We start from the raw sequence: 15,434 nt of genomic DNA, 5'->3' as shown, positions 1-15,434 counted from the left end.
AGAATAAAAATTTAGGGAGATTACATTTATTATGAACGCTGTACTCGTCGCAGTAGCAATTATGCTATTGCTTAGTTTGTTACGTGTCCAGGTCATTGTCGCCATCATTGTTGGAGCTTTAACAGGCGGACTTATCGGCGGACTCGGTATTTCAGAAACGATTAACACTTTTACAACTGGTCTTGGAAACAGTGCTCCAATCGCTTTAAGTTATGCAATGCTTGGTGGTTTCGCTATTTCCCTTTCCAAAACAGGACTTCCAGATGCTATGATTCAAACTGCATTAAAATGGATTGGCAATGAACAAGACACGAAAAAACAAGTTTATTCTAAAATACTTATTTTATTCATTATTTTAACGATGGCTTGTTTCTCACAAAATGTGATTCCTGTTCACATTGCTTTCATCCCCATCTTAATTCCAGCACTTTTAAAAGTATTAAATGAGCTGAAAGTGGATCGCAGACTTGTCACATGTATTATTACATTTGGATTGATTACTCCTTATATGTGGATCCCTGCAGGATTCGGAAAAATTTATCATGACGTATTACAAACCAACGCTGCGCAAAGCGGCCTTACATTTGATGTCACACTTATTCCAAAAGCAATGACTATTCCAGCAATTGGTATGATTATTGGATTATGTGTAGCGGTATTCATTACGTACCGAAAACCTCGTACGTATGAAACAGAACAAATTCATACTACCGAAAATGAAATCGTTCCCTATACAAAACGTAGCATTACTTTCGGGTTATTATCTATCATTGCTACATTAACTGTTCAATTAACAACAGAATCAATGATTTTCGGTGCTTTAGCAGGTATTATCGTCTTATCAGTTAGTGGCAGTCTACCACTTAAAGAAGCAGATGCGATATTAACAAGCGGAATGCGTATGATGTCCTTTATTGGCTTTGTTATGATTGCTGCCGCTGGATTCGGCGCTGTTCTTCGAAAAACAGGACATGTTGAATCTCTGGTGCAAACGAGTGCACATATAATTGGAAATAACAAACCACTCGCTGCATTTCTTATGCTCGTTATTGGACTTCTCGTTACGATGGGAATTGGTTCATCCTTTTCAACCATCCCTATCTTAACAACCATTTTTGTACCTCTTTGCATTCAGCTTGGATTTAGTCCAATGGCCACAATTGCAATTATCGGTACAGCCGGAGCACTAGGTGACGCAGGATCTCCAGCATCGGATAGTACCCTTGGACCAACATCCGGTTTAAATGCTGATGGTCAGCACCATCATATATGGGATACATGTGTACCCACTTTTCTACATTACAATATACCGTTACTTATATTTGGCTTTATTGCCGCAATTACATTATAAAAAGGTGCGTATAAAACGCACCTTTTACTTTTTTATTTTTCCTTTTAATTGTTGAAAAGCTACTTTTCCGTTATCTTTGACATAGCTTTCAATTGTCGGTAGTGATGAACCTATCCATTCACACTCTATACTCCCATTCGGTCCAACAATTTTTAATTTATCTGGTATATGTATATTTAGAAATCTCGCTGACCGAATTAACTCAATAGCAATCTGATCACTTGAGGCTACAATTCCATCTATATACGGATTGTTTTGCAATAATGTAATAAATTGTTTATTTGTATACCCTTGTACACATTCTTCTCGATAAGAGATTCCTTCATCCCAAACAGCGTCTAAAAACCCTGCTATATGATCTTCCATTTCTTCACTTTCTTCTCCCTCACCGAAATATGCAAGAAAGTGACACCCTTTCTCTTTTAATAACGAAACAGCTCTCTGTCCACTTTCATAATAATTTCCATGTGATTGTTGCTCATCGATCACAACAAACGGAAATGGAATTTCTCCTACACTTTTAAAAACTGCTCTCGTCAAAATAACACCTGCAATGTTATTTTGCTTCAGCATATGTATGTATCTATCTTTATTCTCTATATTACAAATAATGATTTGATAGCCTTCTTTATATGCTATTTCCTCAATACAATGTAGCAAAGTGATGTTTGATTGGTTACATAAATTATCTACAAGTAATGCAATTATCGTTGAATTCTCTTTAAATAGTGGCTTCGCTGCACTGTTTGGCCTATAACGTAATTCTTCAATTGCTTCCTTTACTTGTTTTACTGTGTCCTCATGAACGTATCCTTTTTCATTAATAACTCGTGAAACGGTTGCGACTGAAACACCTGCCAATTTTGCAACATCACGTATAGTTGCCACATCGTCACCCCTTAATATGGTAATAGATTACAATTTTACGGTAACCTAAATTACACTATCCGTCAAGATTAATAACTCACATTTCTGAAAATTGTTACATCATTTCACTAAACGATACTCCAACTGAATTTCATGTAAAATTGGGATATTATCATATCCCATACGTGGAATTTCTTTCTTTATTTTTCGTGCCTCCTCTACCGCATTCACATATAAATTAGTCATTACAAAATTACGTTTTTGGTAAAATCGTAACGCATTCATATTATCATTTGTTGTAATAAGCCAAACCTGTCTGCACCGTTCTTCTTCTGCAACTTGTAATACACAATCCACAAGTTTCGTCCCTATTCCTTTTCTTTCTTCAAAGCTATCTAGCGATACAATTTCGCATATATTTCCGGTCACTTCATACGTTATAATTCCGATTATTCTGTCATCTGAGAGCGCAACAAATCCTGGCAACTCTTCTAACTGATGTCCCTTACCACGTGACACCATCAATGAACTTCCCCAGTTCTCACACATGAACATTCGGATTGTTTCTTTCATCGCTGGTGTAATTTTTTGTATATGCAGCATTTCCTATTTCTCCCCTTTTATATCATTGTGATACAATATAAGTGTATCACATGTAACGGTATTTGGAGGATGAGGTAAAGTATGAAACGTTTTTTTGCAGCATTGTTTACTATACTAGGTGCAATAACTGCCCTTGGGATTTTCTTTACAAATAAAGTGATGTACTTAAAGAAAAAAACAGAAGAAGAAGTACTCGAAAGAGAAACGAAAAAACATTTTCGTATAGAGGATTTTGATGCTCTTCATAAAGAAGAAATTCATATCCCTTCACAATTCGGATACGACCTTCACGGATATTACATTCCTGCTGGTCATTCCACCAATAAGTTTATGGTTTTTTGCCACGGTGTAACTGTAAATAAAATAAACTCTGTAAAATATGCAAACTTATTCTTAAAAAGGGGATATAACGTCCTCATTTACGATCATCGTCGTCATGGTAAAACTGGCGGAAAAACAACAAGCTATGGATACTATGAAAAACATGATTTAAAATCCGTAGTTGACTGGCTAAAAAACCGTTTTGGCACCAATATTACACTTGGTATTCATGGTGAATCTATGGGAGCTGCAACACTTCTTCAATACGCAGGACTTGTAGAAGATGGTGCTGATTTCTATATTGCAGATTGTCCTTTCTCTGATTTTCACGGACAATTACAGCACCGTTTAAAGGTTGAATTCCATTTACCAAAATGGCCTTTATTACCTTTAGCAAACGCATTTTTGAAAGTTCGTGACGGTTATACAATTCGTGAAGTTTCACCAATCGACTGTATAAAAAACATTAACAATCCCGTTCTCTTTATTCATAGTAAAGATGACGACTATATTTTAGCTGATATGACAAAAGCGTTATATGAAGCGAAAGAAAATAATAAGCAGCTTTATATTGCAGAACACGGTGCACACGCTTGCTCTTATAACGAAAATAAAGAAGAGTACGAAGCAGCCGTCGATCAATTTTTAAACACATATGTGAAAGAAACAAAAAACAGGCTTGCATAAGCCTGTTTTTTATTGCGCTAAAACGTCTGTAACTTGTTCCATATTTTCAGAAATCCATTGCATTGCATCATCTAACGTTGGGAATTCTGTCGTTTGAAATGTTACTTCATCTTGAAGTAACCAAACATCCTTTGCCTCTTGCCCTACACCTGCAATGGACCAATGTAACAAACTATATGGATGATTATCATTCAAAAATGATGCCCACGTGCGCTCATTTGCAATGTTTCGTAATGTATGTAATTGTTTATCCATCTCTCGTCACCTTACTCTAGTCAGTTATGAAAACTATTATAACACTCTCTTCTTTCTCAAACAAAGTGCTCTTTTTATATTGTCAAGCACTTCCCTTGATTATATGATGAAATTAAGCGTTTGGGAAGGAGGGATAACGTTGGCAAAAGTACAAATTAAAGTAAATGATAATGGCTCTTTTCGCGTTACAGGGGACGTGGAATTAGTCGACTCACAAGGGAATGTATTCCCAGCAAAACCGGCATTTTCTTTATGCCGTTGTGGTTTATCAAAAAATATGCCTTATTGCGACGCTTCGCATAAAGGTAAATTCGAATCTGTTGTTAGAGCACCAGAGGCAGAATAATTTTACATGTGACATGCACATTTTTTTGTGCATGTTTTTTCTTTTTAGCAACTCCGTTATATCCCTTCTCCTTACAACATTTCTAATACTTTTATTTCCATTCCAGCCTGCATATATTTTCACACAATTCTTCACATTCGAATATTTTTTACTAGCCTTTTATTTTTTTTGTGCTATAATTTGAGCAAACAGCATCCTTCGGGGTCGGGTGAAATTCCCAACCGGCGGTGATGAAGTGAAAACTTCTAAGTCCGTGACCCGTTTTCAACTCGAAAACGGTGGATCTAGTGAAACTCTAGGGCCGACAGTATAGTCTGGATGGGAGAAGGATATGTTTCTAGTTTTTTATATAGTGAATACACTTTTATTTCAGTATGCATATTTTTAAAGATTCATTTTGATTCTTTATATATGTTTAATTTTCTATACTTATTTTTTATACTGAAATAAAAAGAGACAACTAGCGTTTAAAAATTCGATATTTTGCTAGGTTTTTTCCTTATGCAGAAATATCAATTATCGTTAGGTTTCTTTCCTATGCTTTCGTATTCAAACTATATTTCTAGAAATCACGTCTCCCAAACCCCAAGGATATTAAATCCTTGGGGTTTTTTGATTTTTTTAGGAGAGGTGAAGAAAATGACAGATCAAGAATATATGAGGATTGCCCTGCAGTTAGCAGAAGGGACATCAGGACAAACAAGTCCAAATCCTATGGTTGGTGCTGTTGTTGTAAAAGATGGAAACATCGTTGGTATGGGGGCTCATTTACGAGCTGGTGAAGAACACGCAGAAGTTCATGCCCTTCAAATGGCTGGTCAGAACGCCAAAGACGCTACCGTTTATGTAACACTGGAACCGTGTAGCCACTTTGGAAAAACACCACCTTGTTGTGAATTGCTCATCGAAAAAGGAGTTAAGCGTGTTGTAATTGCTACTCTCGATTGTAATCCGCTCGTTTCTGGTAATGGAAAAAAAAGATTAGAGGAAGCTAGAATTGAAGTAACGACCGGTGTTCTTGAAGCAGAAGCAGTTTTATTAAATCGCTACTTTTTTCACTACATGAAAACGAAACGCCCTTTTGTAACAATCAAAACAGCGATGAGCTTAGATGGAAAAACAGCAACTGTAACTGGTGAAAGTAAGTGGATTACAGGTGAAGAAGCACGTGCTGATGTTCACCAATATCGCCATACACATGATGCAATTCTTGTTGGAGTGAATACAGTTATAGCTGATAATCCTCATTTAACAACAAGAATTCCAAGTGGTGGGAAACATCCTATTCGCGTTGTTTTAGATACCCATTTACGAACGCCACCATCTTCTCATGTTATAACAGATGGTTTAGCACCGACATGGATTATTGTCGGTAAGGATGTAAAGAAAGAGAAGATATCTTCTTATGAATCTAAAAATATAGCTATATTCCAAATGGAAACGAAGCATATAGAAATCGAGGACCTTCTTTCCTTTCTTGGAGAAAAACAAATTCTTTCTCTATTCGTTGAAGGTGGCCAATCGATTCATGCAAGTTTCTTAAAAACAAACAATTTTAATGAAATTGTAACCTATATAAGCCCGAAATTAATTGGTGGGAAAGATGCTCCTACTTTATTTGGAGGAAATGGTTTTTCAAAATTACAAGATGCGCTTTCCTTGAAAATTCAAGAGATGAAACAAATTGGTGATGATATAAAAATCGTTGCGAATGCCCGAAACGAGGTGACAAAATGTTTACAGGAATTGTAGAAGAATTAGGAACGATAGCAAACATGCAACAAAGCGGAGAAGCGATGAAATTAACGATTCATGCAAAGAAAATTTTATCAGATGTTCACTTAGGTGATAGTATCGCGGTTAACGGTATTTGCTTAACTGTAACAAACTTTACAACTACTTCATTTACAGTTGATGCAATGCCTGAAACGATGCAGTCGACATCACTTCGCATGCTTAAACCGCACTCTAAAGTAAATTTAGAGCGAGCAATGGCTGCAAACGGACGATTCGGTGGACATTTCGTTTCAGGACATATTGATGGCATCGGAACGATTTTAAATAAAAAACAACATTACAATGCCGTCTATTACAAAATAGCAATTTCTGATGAACTGCTGCGCTATTGTTTGCATAAAGGATCCATTGCTGTTGATGGAACGAGTTTAACGATATTTGATATAGACGAATCTTCCATAACGATTTCACTCATCCCGCACACAGTAAGCGAATCTGTCATTGGAGAAAAAAATGCCGGAGATATCGTAAACATTGAGTGTGACATGATTGGTAAATATATTGAACGCTTTATTACTAAACCTACAAAACGAGTAGGTTCAATGACTGAAAGCTTTTTACAAGAAAACGGATTTCTATAAGGGGGAAGCACAATGTTTCATCGTATTGAAGAAGCTCTAGAAGATTTAAAACAAGGTAAAGTCGTTATCGTATGTGATGATGAAAACCGAGAAAATGAAGGCGATTTTATTGCTTTAGCAGAGTACATTACACCAGAAACAATTAATTTTATGATTACACATGGCCGTGGTCTCGTTTGTGTACCGATTACAGCAGGGTACGCAGAACGTCTACAATTAGAACCAATGGTATCTCATAATACAGATTCACATCATACTGCGTTTACAGTGAGCATTGACCATGTTTCTACAACAACAGGGATTAGCGCTCACGAACGTGCAACTACGATACAAGAATTGTTAAACCCCGCATCAAAAGGCGCTGATTTCAATCGACCTGGACATATCTTTCCATTAATTGCGAAAGAAGGCGGTGTCCTGCGTCGTGCAGGTCATACAGAAGCTGCTGTTGATTTAGCAAAGCTATGCGGTGCCGAACCAGCTGGAGTTATTTGCGAGATTATAAATGAGGACGGCACGATGGCACGTGTACCTGATTTAATAGAATGCGCAAAACAATTTGATATAAAAATGATTACAATAGAAGATTTAATTGCTTACCGCCGCCATCATGAAACACTTGTGACGAGAGAAGTGGAAATTACATTACCTACAGATTTCGGTACTTTCCACGCAATTGGCTATTCTAACTCATTAGATACGAAAGAACATATCGCACTTGTAAAAGGTGATATTTCAACAGGTGAACCGGTACTTGTACGTGTTCATTCTGAATGCTTAACAGGAGATGTATTCGGTTCACATCGCTGCGATTGCGGACCACAACTCCATGCAGCACTTGCTCAAATTGAGCGTGAAGGAAAAGGTGTTCTTCTTTATATGAGACAAGAAGGAAGAGGCATTGGGCTTCTTAATAAGCTTCGTGCTTATAAATTACAAGAAGAAGGATTCGATACTGTAGAAGCAAATGAAAAACTCGGCTTCCCTGCTGATCTTCGTGATTACGGTATCGGTGCTCAAATATTAAAAGATTTAGGTTTACAGAGTTTACGATTATTAACGAATAACCCAAGAAAAATTGCTGGCTTACAAGGTTACGATTTAGAAGTAATCGAGCGTGTACCGTTGCAAATGCCAGCAAAAGAAGAGAATAAATCGTATTTACAAACGAAAGTAAACAAATTAGGACACTTACTAAACTTATAATTAAAGGAGAGATTTATTATGGTATTCGAAGGTCATTTAGTTGGTACAGGATTAAAAGTTGGAGTTGTTGTTGGACGTTTTAACGAATTTATTACAAGTAAGTTACTTGGCGGCGCTTTAGACGGATTAAAGCGTCACGGTGTAGAAGAAAATGATATTGATGTTGCTTGGGTTCCTGGTGCATTTGAAATTCCTTTAATCGCTAAAAAGATGGCTAGTAGCGGAAAGTATGATGCTGTTATTACATTAGGTACTGTAATCCGAGGTGCTACAACTCACTACGATTACGTTTGTAATGAAGTAGCAAAAGGTGTTGCGTCTTTATCACTACAAATGGACATCCCAGTTATTTTCGGCGTATTAACGACAGAAACAATTGAACAAGCGATTGAACGCGCAGGTACGAAAGCTGGTAATAAAGGATATGAATCAGCTGTTGCTGCAATTGAAATGGCTCACTTATCAAAACAATGGGCATAAAAAAAAGAGGCTGCGGCCTCTTTTTATTTTTTCACCTTTTTTGTACATCTTTTATTAATTCATTCATTGTTTTTCCTTCTGTTTTTATATGAAGAGCTTGTGCCGTTCTCCATACATTCTCTCTTTTTTTCGCTTCTTCTATAATAGTAATTTCTTTTCTAACTTCCTTTAAATCTTTTCCTTCCGTTTTCAATCCAAAATGTTCAGCTTTCGTTCGAAAGTGTTGTTCGATTCTTTGTTGCATTTCTTTTTGTTCAGGATTTTCAGCAGCCTTAACTGGATCAGAACTTATTGCTTTTATTAAAATTAAACAAGTCATAATCGCTAATATGTATTTGTACATGTAAAATCCTCCAACCCAATATAAATTACATATTTACTATGTACAACTAGGGCTTGGAAAATTCGTCCACAAAAATTCTTTTTTTCGTTCAAAAACCAATAGTATCAAGCGTTCACAACTATTTATTACATTTTATTTACAAAAAAGCAAACTCTTTTACAAGTTTGCTTTTTCATCTATCTTATAATGCACATTCTTCAATCTCAAATCCTAAATCTGCAATCATACCCCAGTCCGCAGTCGGCTCTTGTCCAGCTGTCGTTAAGTAGTCCCCGACAAAAATAGAATTTGCTGCAAATAAACCGATTGGCTGTACAGAACGTAAATTGATTTCACGCCCTCCTGAAATACGAATTTCTTTTGTTGGGTTTACAAAACGCATCATTGCCAGTACTTTTAAACATTCTACTGGCGTTAACTCTTTTTGCCCTTCAAGAGGTGTCCCCTTTACAGCAACAAGGAAATTACAAGGGATAGAATCTGCATCTATACGTTGTAATTCAAATGCAATTTCAGCACGCTCTTCAATTGTTTCTCCCATGCCAAAAATCGCTCCAGAGCATGGAGAAATGCCCGCTTGTTTTGCTTTTTGAACTGTATCAACACGATCATCATACGTATGAGTTGAACAAATACTATCGTAATTATTTGCATGTGTATTTAAGTTGTGGTTATAACGGTGCACGCCTGCTTCCGCTAAACGTCCTGCTTGATCTTCATTTAAGAAACCTAAACAACAACAAATCTTCAAGTCTGTCGTTTCACGAATTTCCTTAACTGCTCCAATTACGTGATTTACCTCTTTATCTGTCGGACGACGACCAGACGCTACAATACAATATGTACCTGCTTTACGGCGTATTGCTTCATGTGCCCCTTCTACAATCTTCTCCTGCGTTAACCATGCATATTTATCAATCGGTGCTTCTGAAATAATAGACTGTGAGCAATATCCACAATCTTCAGGACATAATCCAGATTTCGTATTAATAATCATATTCAATTTTACTTTCTTACCAAAGTGATGATGGCGAATAATGTAAGCCGCATTCATAATTTCTAAAACTTCTGTATCATCAGCTTCTAATATCGCTATTGCATCTTCTTTTGTAATCATCTTCTCTTCCACTACGTCGTATGCAAGTTTTTTCCAATCCCTTTTTGTTTGTACTTGTTTCATTTCATCTCTTCCCCTCTTTTGTTATATGTATAAATAAAGCATGATACGTTGCCATTATCCCTTCATTTCCCGTGAAGTCTCTTTCGTATATGCGTAGCATCGCACGAAAGAGTGAGGGACTTTGACAATATGATCCTTCATTGCTATTAGTTGCTCCTACTTTTCGAATAGAATGCAGAAACTCCTTAACTTCTGTAAAACTCTCTATGTAACATGTTTCAGAAACATGCACATCCCCTGTTTCTATCTTACATATATGAAGCAACTGATCTTTTGAATAAAAACGTTGACCAATCGATGTTTCATTTTTTATATTTCTTTCTTCTTTCGCACGTTGGAACGAAGCATGCAATTCTTGAAATGTTTCATGTCCAAACGTCGAAAAGAGTAATATCCCATCTATAGACAAATGTTGAAATAAATTTCTTAACACTTGTTGTAAATTATTTAACCATTGAAATGTAGCATTTGAAATAATGACATCATATGATTCTTCTAATCGTAATCGCTCAATATCTTCACAGTGAAACGTTACATTTTTTACATTTTGTCTAGTTTGCGCAATCGCAATCATACTTTCAGCAAAATCAACTGCTGTAATATGTGATTTCGGAAATAACTTTGATAATTGCTCTGTTACATACCCCGTCCCGCATCCTAGTTCTAAAATACGTATTGATGCCGTTTCACTATATCGTTCCTTTAAGATTGAAAGTAATGAATGTGCCATCTTTTTTTGTACATTTGCATATCGATCGTAAGATACGGCTGCCCCATTAAACCGTTTTTGTAGTAACGTTTTGTTGATCATGTCGTATCCCCTCTACAAATTGAATTATCTCATTTGCGCAATATTCGAAATTCATCACACATAATGCATGCCCTGCTTCACTTACTACTTTCAGCTCGCTGCTGCTATTCTCCGTCATACTACGTGCCGCAGACAATGGGCATATTACATCCTGTTCTCCGTGAATAAGTAGTATAGGTACTTTAATTTCTTTTAGTTCTTCTCTCATATCTGTTTCTATTAAATAATCTAAACCTAGTTGTAAAGACTGAATAGAATCACCTTTAAAACGGTCTACAATGTCTTCAAAGTTTTTATTCCCTTTTAGCTCATCTTTCGTAAACATATTTTCATAAAACCGCTTGAGCGTATCTTCTTTCCTTCTCGCCAAATTCCTTTTCAGCCGTTCTACATGCAAAGCATTCCATCCGTTACTGTAATCGCTCGTATTTGTAAATTTAGCAGTACCACCAATTAATACGATGCCTTTTGCCTGAATCTTTTTATAAGCTTCAACTGCTGCTAACGCTCCTAGTGACCATCCAACCAATATTACGTTGTCATTATGCGCTACATCTATAATTCGTTCCGCAAATTCACTTCGTTCTTTCACATTACGCCAATCTATGCATTGAACAGAATATCCTTTAAAATACGGAAGTACTAAATCCCAAATATTCTCTTCCATTCCCCATCCGGGGATAAAAATAATCTTTAGCTCATTCATACGAAAAGCTCCTCTTCTTTCGCAATGTGGATAATTCGGTCAATAGCCCATTTTAAATCAGCTATTGTATGTTGCGATGTAACTGCAAAGCGAATTCGAGAACTATGAACCGGCACAGTTGGCGGACGAATTGCAATAGCCGCAATCCCTGCCTCTTGCAACCTTTTACTAAACCGTAAAGCATGTTCATTTGAACCGACTACAATCGGTACAATATGAGTTGAACTATTTCCAATATCAAAACCAGCATCCCTTAATTTAGTTCTGAAGTATTCTCCGTTTGCTATAAGGTTCTCTCTTCTTTCGTTATCTTCTTTTACAATTTCAATTGCTTTTTGCACTGCTCCTAACGTACTTGGTGGTAAGGCTGTAGTAAAAATAAAGCTTCTCATCATATTTTGTAAATACTCTATATAAATTTCATCACCTGTCAAATACGCACCATAACACCCTAAAGCCTTGCTAAACGTCCCCATATGTATATCAATTTTTTGAGAAAGATTTTTTTCTATATGAGATAACCCAGCTCCGCCGATTCCATATATTCCACTCGCATGTGCTTCATCGACTATAATGATTGCCCCGTATTTCTCTTTCAGCTGTACTAAATCTCTCAAATACGCAGTATCACCGTCCATACTAAAAACGGTATCTGTTACGATTAATTTCCTTTTTTCAGGCGAAGCCATTTTCAACAACTTCTCTAAATGATCCAAATCATTATGACGATACCTTTTATGCTCTGCCCCGCTTAATATGATTCCATCAACAATACTTGCGTGATTTAACTTATCACTAAAAACAATATCGTGCCGAGAGGCTAAAGAAGATATGGCACCTATATTTGCCGTATACCCACTATTTACAATTAAAGCTCTTTCAGTACCTTTCCAGTCACATATGCTTCTCTCAACCTCTTCATATAATAGATGATTTCCTACAACGAGACGAGAGGCAGTCGCTCCAGTTCCATATCTTTTTGTACAGGCAATAGCAGCTTCTTTTAACCTTTCATCTCCAGCTAACCCTAAATAATTATTTGACGCTAAATTTAACATCCTTTTTTTATCTCGAATAAGCCAAGTCTCTTCTGCCTTCTCTGTTACATGCAAATCACGATACTGCCCTTGCTCATGTAATTGTTGTAATTTACATTGAAGGTGCGCCCGCCACGTTTGATTCATTTTGGATAAACTCCTCTAATTTTGAAATCATAATATGTTCTTTTGCAGATTCTAATACTTCTTCTTTCGTAAACTCACCTGCAAAGAATGGTAATAATCCTAAAACTGGTACCCCGCTCAGCTCTTCAATCATCTCTTTATTTTCTTGCACTCTTTCCATTTCACATTCTTTGCAACCTGATAAAATGACACCCGCTACGGTTAAGCCATGCGCCTTTGCGTAAGCAATCGTTAACACTGTATGATTTACTGTTCCTAATGTAGGACGAGCTACTACAATAAGAGGCAACTGTAATTCTTTTGCAAAATCAATTACTAAAGCATCTTCTGTATATGGGACAGCAAGCCCACCTGCTCCTTCTACAAATAAGCTATTAAACTCTTTTAATAGTTCATTATAGTAATCAGTAATTTCTTTTAACTTTACTACTCTTCCAGCTCTTTTCATGGCAAGTCTCGGAGCAAGTGGTTCTTCAATAGAATAAGGGCAAATTTCATTTTCTTGTGTCGGTACACCTGATAATGATTTTAACCTTGCCGCATCTCCCTCAGGGTTTGATGCAACATGCCCACTTTGCAACGGTTTATATACCCCTACGTTATATCCTAATTCTCTAAATACACCTGCTATAGCACCTGCAACTACTGTTTTTCCAACTTCAGTATCAGTTGCTGTTATGAAAAAACCACTCATTATTCTCCCTCCGTAACATCCGAGATTGCCTTATATAAAATGCGTAACATATCATCAATCTCTTCAAAAGTAGAAGCAAGTGGCGGCATAAATACAATCGTGTTACCTAGCGGTCGTAAAATCATACCCAGCTCTCTTGAGCGTTTACATACTTGAACACCGACTCTCTCTGTCCAGTCAAACGCTTCTTTCGCTTCCTTATTCTTCACAAGCTCAATACCAACCATTAATCCGCACTGACGAATATCACCTACATGTTTATAAGCAAAGAGCTTTTCTAATTGCGCTGCCACATAATCCGTTTTACGTGCCACTTCTTCTATTAAGTTTGTTTTTTCATATAGTTCTAGATTCGCGATTGCTACGGCACACCCTAACGGATTGCCTGTATAGCTATGTCCATGGAAAAATGTTTTTTGTTCTTCATATTCTCCTAAGAAGGCATTATATATTTCATCTGTCGTTACCGTAACTGCAATTGGTAAATATCCACCTGTTAAACCTTTCCCAGCAGTTAAAATGTCTGGCGTCACATTTTCATGTTCACAAGCAAACATTTTCCCTGTACGCCCAAATCCAGTTGCTACCTCATCTGTAATAAATAATACATTGTACTTAGTACATAAATCGCGCAGTCCTTTTAAATATCCTTTTGGCATTGTAATCATCCCGCCAGCACCTTGCATTAATGGCTCTACAATGATGGCAGCTACTTCTTCATGCTTTTCTTTCAACAATTCTTCCATTTCTTCTAAATGGCTTTTTACAATTTCCTCCTTATTATTTCCGTAAGGAGAACGATATGTATATGGATACGGCATTTTAATCGCATCAAATAAGAGCGAACTATACACTTGGTGAAACAAGTCTATTGCTCCTACTGAAACAGCTCCAATTGTATCACCGTGATATGCTTCTTTTAATGTAACGAATCTTTGTTTCTTTCGTTTCCCTTTATGCTGCCAATATTGGAAAGCCATCTTAATTGCAATTTCAACAGCGGTAGAACCTGAATCAGAATAGAATACCTTCTTCAATCCATCTGGTACAACCTCAATAATTTTTTCTGCTAATAAAATAGATGGAACGTTAGCAAGTCCTAGCATAGTAGAATGAGCAATTTTATTTAATTGCTCACGAATTGCTTCATCTAATTCCGGTACTTGATGTCCGTGAACATTTAACCATATAGATGAAACACCATCCCAATATTCATTACCATTTACATCGTATAGCTTTCTTCCCTCTCCACGTTCAATAATGACAGGATCTTCTTCTAAATAATCTTTCATTTGTGTAAATGGGTGCCATACGTAAGCTTTATTTTTCTCTGCTAATTCTTCATATGTATAAGATGATTTTTCAATCGTTTTACTATTTATTGTCACAATTGTCACCCCTAATGTTAACTTGTTTACAAATAAAGTTAACATTAAATCTGAATGACTGTCAATTATTTTAAAATCAAATAGTTCTTAAAAAAGAACAACTTATCATACGATAAGTTGTTCTACTTTCCATGCTGTATCTTTCCAATTTCTAAAATAATTTCTTCATCTTTTTTTCCCTCTGTATTAATTCCAAGCTGCTTCGCATGCTCAATTAATAAATCATGACGCTGCTCAAATCTAGCCTTATTTACTTCTTTCGTAATTTCTTCTTTTGTTTTTCCATCACTAGAAACCCCTAGTTTCGTAGCTGCTTTCTCCATCGACTTCTTCTCTTCCGCTTCTTTCGCTTTCTTCACTTCTGACTGCTGTACTTGCTTTTGCTTCGCTTGCTCTGATTCAGCTGCAAAAGCTGTGTAAATGCCAGCACTTCCGCCAATGACTAGTAAGGTGGTAAAAAGAATTATTTTTTTCTTCACTCTTTCCTCCCCTTTCAAATTCATTATAACGCACATTTTTTAGTGTTAAAACCTATCTCCTTTATTTCCCTAAAAAAATATCACATATTTTTATTGACATGTATGATGAATATATGATAAAAATTTAACTAACATCATATGAATCGGCGTTGATA

Annotated in this window: 18 protein-coding genes, 1 riboswitch and 1 other annotated feature (1 of these 20 cut by a window edge); of the genes, 7 read left to right on the top strand and 11 right to left on the bottom strand. The window is 36.5% G+C overall.

What is annotated here, in order from left to right:
* Positions 1-31 precede the first annotated feature (31 nt).
* On the top strand, positions 32-1,351 hold the full coding sequence (locus M1D66_RS06915) for a Na+/H+ antiporter family protein (RefSeq protein ID WP_000994816.1): 1,320 nt from the start codon (positions 32-34) through the stop codon (positions 1,349-1,351).
* Positions 1,352-1,375: 24 nt separating this feature from the next.
* On the opposite strand, the gene M1D66_RS06910 is transcribed toward M1D66_RS06915, so the two are convergent.
* Together M1D66_RS06910 and M1D66_RS06905 are read right to left on the bottom strand one after the other, a co-directional pair.
* Positions 1,376-2,239, bottom strand: a complete 864-nt coding sequence (locus tag M1D66_RS06910) for a LacI family DNA-binding transcriptional regulator (RefSeq protein WP_000201346.1) — start codon at positions 2,237-2,239, stop codon at positions 1,376-1,378.
* A 99-nt stretch (positions 2,240-2,338) separates the two neighbouring features.
* Positions 2,339-2,821 (bottom strand): GNAT family N-acetyltransferase, encoded by a 483-nt coding sequence (locus M1D66_RS06905; protein ID WP_000902435.1) that lies wholly within the window; start codon positions 2,819-2,821, stop codon positions 2,339-2,341.
* Positions 2,822-2,902: 81 nt separating this feature from the next.
* Between M1D66_RS06905 and M1D66_RS06900 the strand changes: the two genes are divergently transcribed.
* The gene (locus tag M1D66_RS06900; RefSeq protein WP_000819234.1) at positions 2,903-3,829 is read left to right on the top strand and encodes an alpha/beta hydrolase; all 927 of its coding nucleotides are present in this window, start codon (positions 2,903-2,905) and stop codon (positions 3,827-3,829) included.
* A gap of 9 nt (positions 3,830-3,838) precedes the next feature.
* On the opposite strand, the gene M1D66_RS06895 is transcribed toward M1D66_RS06900, so the two are convergent.
* Positions 3,839-4,084: a DUF2552 family protein gene (locus M1D66_RS06895; RefSeq protein ID WP_000360793.1), complete on the bottom strand. Its 246-nt coding sequence runs from the start codon at positions 4,082-4,084 to the stop codon at positions 3,839-3,841.
* A 139-nt stretch (positions 4,085-4,223) separates the two neighbouring features.
* Between M1D66_RS06895 and M1D66_RS06890 the strand changes: the two genes are divergently transcribed.
* The 5 genes from M1D66_RS06890 to ribH all read left to right on the top strand — a co-directional run bounded on the left by M1D66_RS06890 (position 4,224) and on the right by ribH (position 8,494).
* Positions 4,224-4,430, top strand: a complete 207-nt coding sequence (locus M1D66_RS06890) for a CDGSH iron-sulfur domain-containing protein (RefSeq protein WP_001151582.1) — start codon at positions 4,224-4,226, stop codon at positions 4,428-4,430.
* 190 nt (positions 4,431-4,620) lie between these two features.
* Positions 4,621-4,764: riboswitch (FMN riboswitch) on the top strand.
* Positions 4,765-5,069: 305 nt separating this feature from the next.
* Entirely contained in the window at positions 5,070-6,182 is a 1,113-nt protein-coding gene (gene ribD / locus M1D66_RS06885) for a bifunctional diaminohydroxyphosphoribosylaminopyrimidine deaminase/5-amino-6-(5-phosphoribosylamino)uracil reductase RibD (protein WP_242555077.1), read from the top strand.
* Positions 6,164-6,808 carry a riboflavin synthase subunit alpha gene (gene ribE, locus M1D66_RS06880; RefSeq protein ID WP_242555076.1) on the top strand — a complete coding sequence of 215 codons (645 nt, stop codon included), beginning with the start codon at positions 6,164-6,166 and terminating at the stop codon, positions 6,806-6,808. Before ribD ends, ribE begins: the two co-directional genes overlap by 19 nt.
* 12 nt (positions 6,809-6,820) lie before the next feature.
* Complete coding sequence (ribBA, locus tag M1D66_RS06875; RefSeq protein WP_016111643.1) at positions 6,821-8,014, top strand: bifunctional 3,4-dihydroxy-2-butanone 4-phosphate synthase/GTP cyclohydrolase II; 1,194 nt, start codon at positions 6,821-6,823, stop codon at positions 8,012-8,014.
* A gap of 18 nt (positions 8,015-8,032) precedes the next feature.
* On the top strand, positions 8,033-8,494 hold the full coding sequence (gene ribH / locus M1D66_RS06870) for a 6,7-dimethyl-8-ribityllumazine synthase (protein WP_000230895.1): 462 nt from the start codon (positions 8,033-8,035) through the stop codon (positions 8,492-8,494).
* A gap of 31 nt (positions 8,495-8,525) precedes the next feature.
* Here the strand turns inward: ribH and M1D66_RS06865 are convergent, their stop codons facing one another.
* The 8 genes from M1D66_RS06865 to M1D66_RS06830 all read right to left on the bottom strand — a co-directional run bounded on the left by M1D66_RS06865 (position 8,526) and on the right by M1D66_RS06830 (position 15,279).
* Positions 8,526-8,837 carry a hypothetical protein gene (locus tag M1D66_RS06865; protein WP_098605457.1) on the bottom strand — a complete coding sequence of 104 codons (312 nt, stop codon included), beginning with the start codon at positions 8,835-8,837 and terminating at the stop codon, positions 8,526-8,528.
* 181 nt (positions 8,838-9,018) lie between these two features.
* Complete coding sequence (gene bioB, locus M1D66_RS06860) at positions 9,019-10,017, bottom strand: biotin synthase (protein ID WP_000815856.1); 999 nt, start codon at positions 10,015-10,017, stop codon at positions 9,019-9,021.
* A gap of 1 nt (position 10,018) precedes the next feature.
* On the bottom strand, positions 10,019-10,828 hold the full coding sequence (gene bioC / locus M1D66_RS06855) for a malonyl-ACP O-methyltransferase BioC (protein ID WP_000608914.1): 810 nt from the start codon (positions 10,826-10,828) through the stop codon (positions 10,019-10,021).
* Positions 10,794-11,534 (bottom strand): alpha/beta fold hydrolase, encoded by a 741-nt coding sequence (locus M1D66_RS06850; RefSeq protein WP_242555075.1) that lies wholly within the window; start codon positions 11,532-11,534, stop codon positions 10,794-10,796. The genes bioC and M1D66_RS06850 overlap by 35 nt, the downstream gene beginning before the upstream one ends.
* The gene (bioF, locus tag M1D66_RS06845; protein ID WP_001077285.1) at positions 11,531-12,718 is read right to left on the bottom strand and encodes an 8-amino-7-oxononanoate synthase; all 1,188 of its coding nucleotides are present in this window, start codon (positions 12,716-12,718) and stop codon (positions 11,531-11,533) included. The genes M1D66_RS06850 and bioF overlap by 4 nt, the downstream gene beginning before the upstream one ends.
* On the bottom strand, positions 12,684-13,412 hold the full coding sequence (gene bioD / locus M1D66_RS06840; RefSeq protein WP_025687583.1) for a dethiobiotin synthase: 729 nt from the start codon (positions 13,410-13,412) through the stop codon (positions 12,684-12,686). Before bioD ends, bioF begins: the two co-directional genes overlap by 35 nt.
* Complete coding sequence (bioA, locus tag M1D66_RS06835; protein ID WP_140335867.1) at positions 13,412-14,845, bottom strand: adenosylmethionine--8-amino-7-oxononanoate transaminase; 1,434 nt, start codon at positions 14,843-14,845, stop codon at positions 13,412-13,414. Before bioA ends, bioD begins: the two co-directional genes overlap by 1 nt.
* A 77-nt stretch (positions 14,846-14,922) precedes the next feature.
* A complete protein-coding gene (locus tag M1D66_RS06830; protein WP_000726896.1) occupies positions 14,923-15,279 on the bottom strand; it encodes a hypothetical protein in 357 nt (118 codons plus the stop codon).
* A gap of 140 nt (positions 15,280-15,419) precedes the next feature.
* Positions 15,420-15,434: a binding site (T-box leader), on the top strand; it runs 206 nt beyond the window's last position.

The sequence above is a fragment of the Bacillus sp. PK6-16 genome, assembly GCF_056530295.1.
Note: the sequence above shows the minus strand (reverse complement) of the source record. Positions and strands in the feature narration are given on the sequence as shown.

Bases quoted from the DNA above. Each gene is read 5' to 3' on its own strand.
- M1D66_RS06915 (WP_000994816.1), top strand. From the start codon at position 32: ATGAACGCTGTACTCGTCGCAGTAGCAATTATGCTATTGCTTAGTTTG.
- M1D66_RS06905 (WP_000902435.1), bottom strand. From the start codon at position 2,821: ATGCTGCATATACAAAAAATTACACCAGCGATGAAAGAAACAATCCGA.
- M1D66_RS06900 (WP_000819234.1), top strand. From the start codon at position 2,903: ATGAAACGTTTTTTTGCAGCATTGTTTACTATACTAGGTGCAATAACT.
- M1D66_RS06895 (WP_000360793.1), bottom strand. From the start codon at position 4,084: ATGGATAAACAATTACATACATTACGAAACATTGCAAATGAGCGCACG.
- ribD (WP_242555077.1), top strand. From the start codon at position 5,070: ATGACAGATCAAGAATATATGAGGATTGCCCTGCAGTTAGCAGAAGGG.
- ribE (WP_242555076.1), top strand. From the start codon at position 6,164: ATGTTTACAGGAATTGTAGAAGAATTAGGAACGATAGCAAACATGCAA.
- ribBA (WP_016111643.1), top strand. From the start codon at position 6,821: ATGTTTCATCGTATTGAAGAAGCTCTAGAAGATTTAAAACAAGGTAAA.
- ribH (WP_000230895.1), top strand. From the start codon at position 8,033: ATGGTATTCGAAGGTCATTTAGTTGGTACAGGATTAAAAGTTGGAGTT.
- M1D66_RS06865 (WP_098605457.1), bottom strand. From the start codon at position 8,837: ATGTACAAATACATATTAGCGATTATGACTTGTTTAATTTTAATAAAA.
- bioB (WP_000815856.1), bottom strand. From the start codon at position 10,017: ATGAAACAAGTACAAACAAAAAGGGATTGGAAAAAACTTGCATACGAC.
- bioC (WP_000608914.1), bottom strand. From the start codon at position 10,828: ATGATCAACAAAACGTTACTACAAAAACGGTTTAATGGGGCAGCCGTA.
- M1D66_RS06850 (WP_242555075.1), bottom strand. From the start codon at position 11,534: ATGAATGAGCTAAAGATTATTTTTATCCCCGGATGGGGAATGGAAGAG.
- bioF (WP_001077285.1), bottom strand. From the start codon at position 12,718: ATGAATCAAACGTGGCGGGCGCACCTTCAATGTAAATTACAACAATTA.
- bioD (WP_025687583.1), bottom strand. From the start codon at position 13,412: ATGAGTGGTTTTTTCATAACAGCAACTGATACTGAAGTTGGAAAAACA.
- bioA (WP_140335867.1), bottom strand. From the start codon at position 14,845: ATGTTAACTTTATTTGTAAACAAGTTAACATTAGGGGTGACAATTGTG.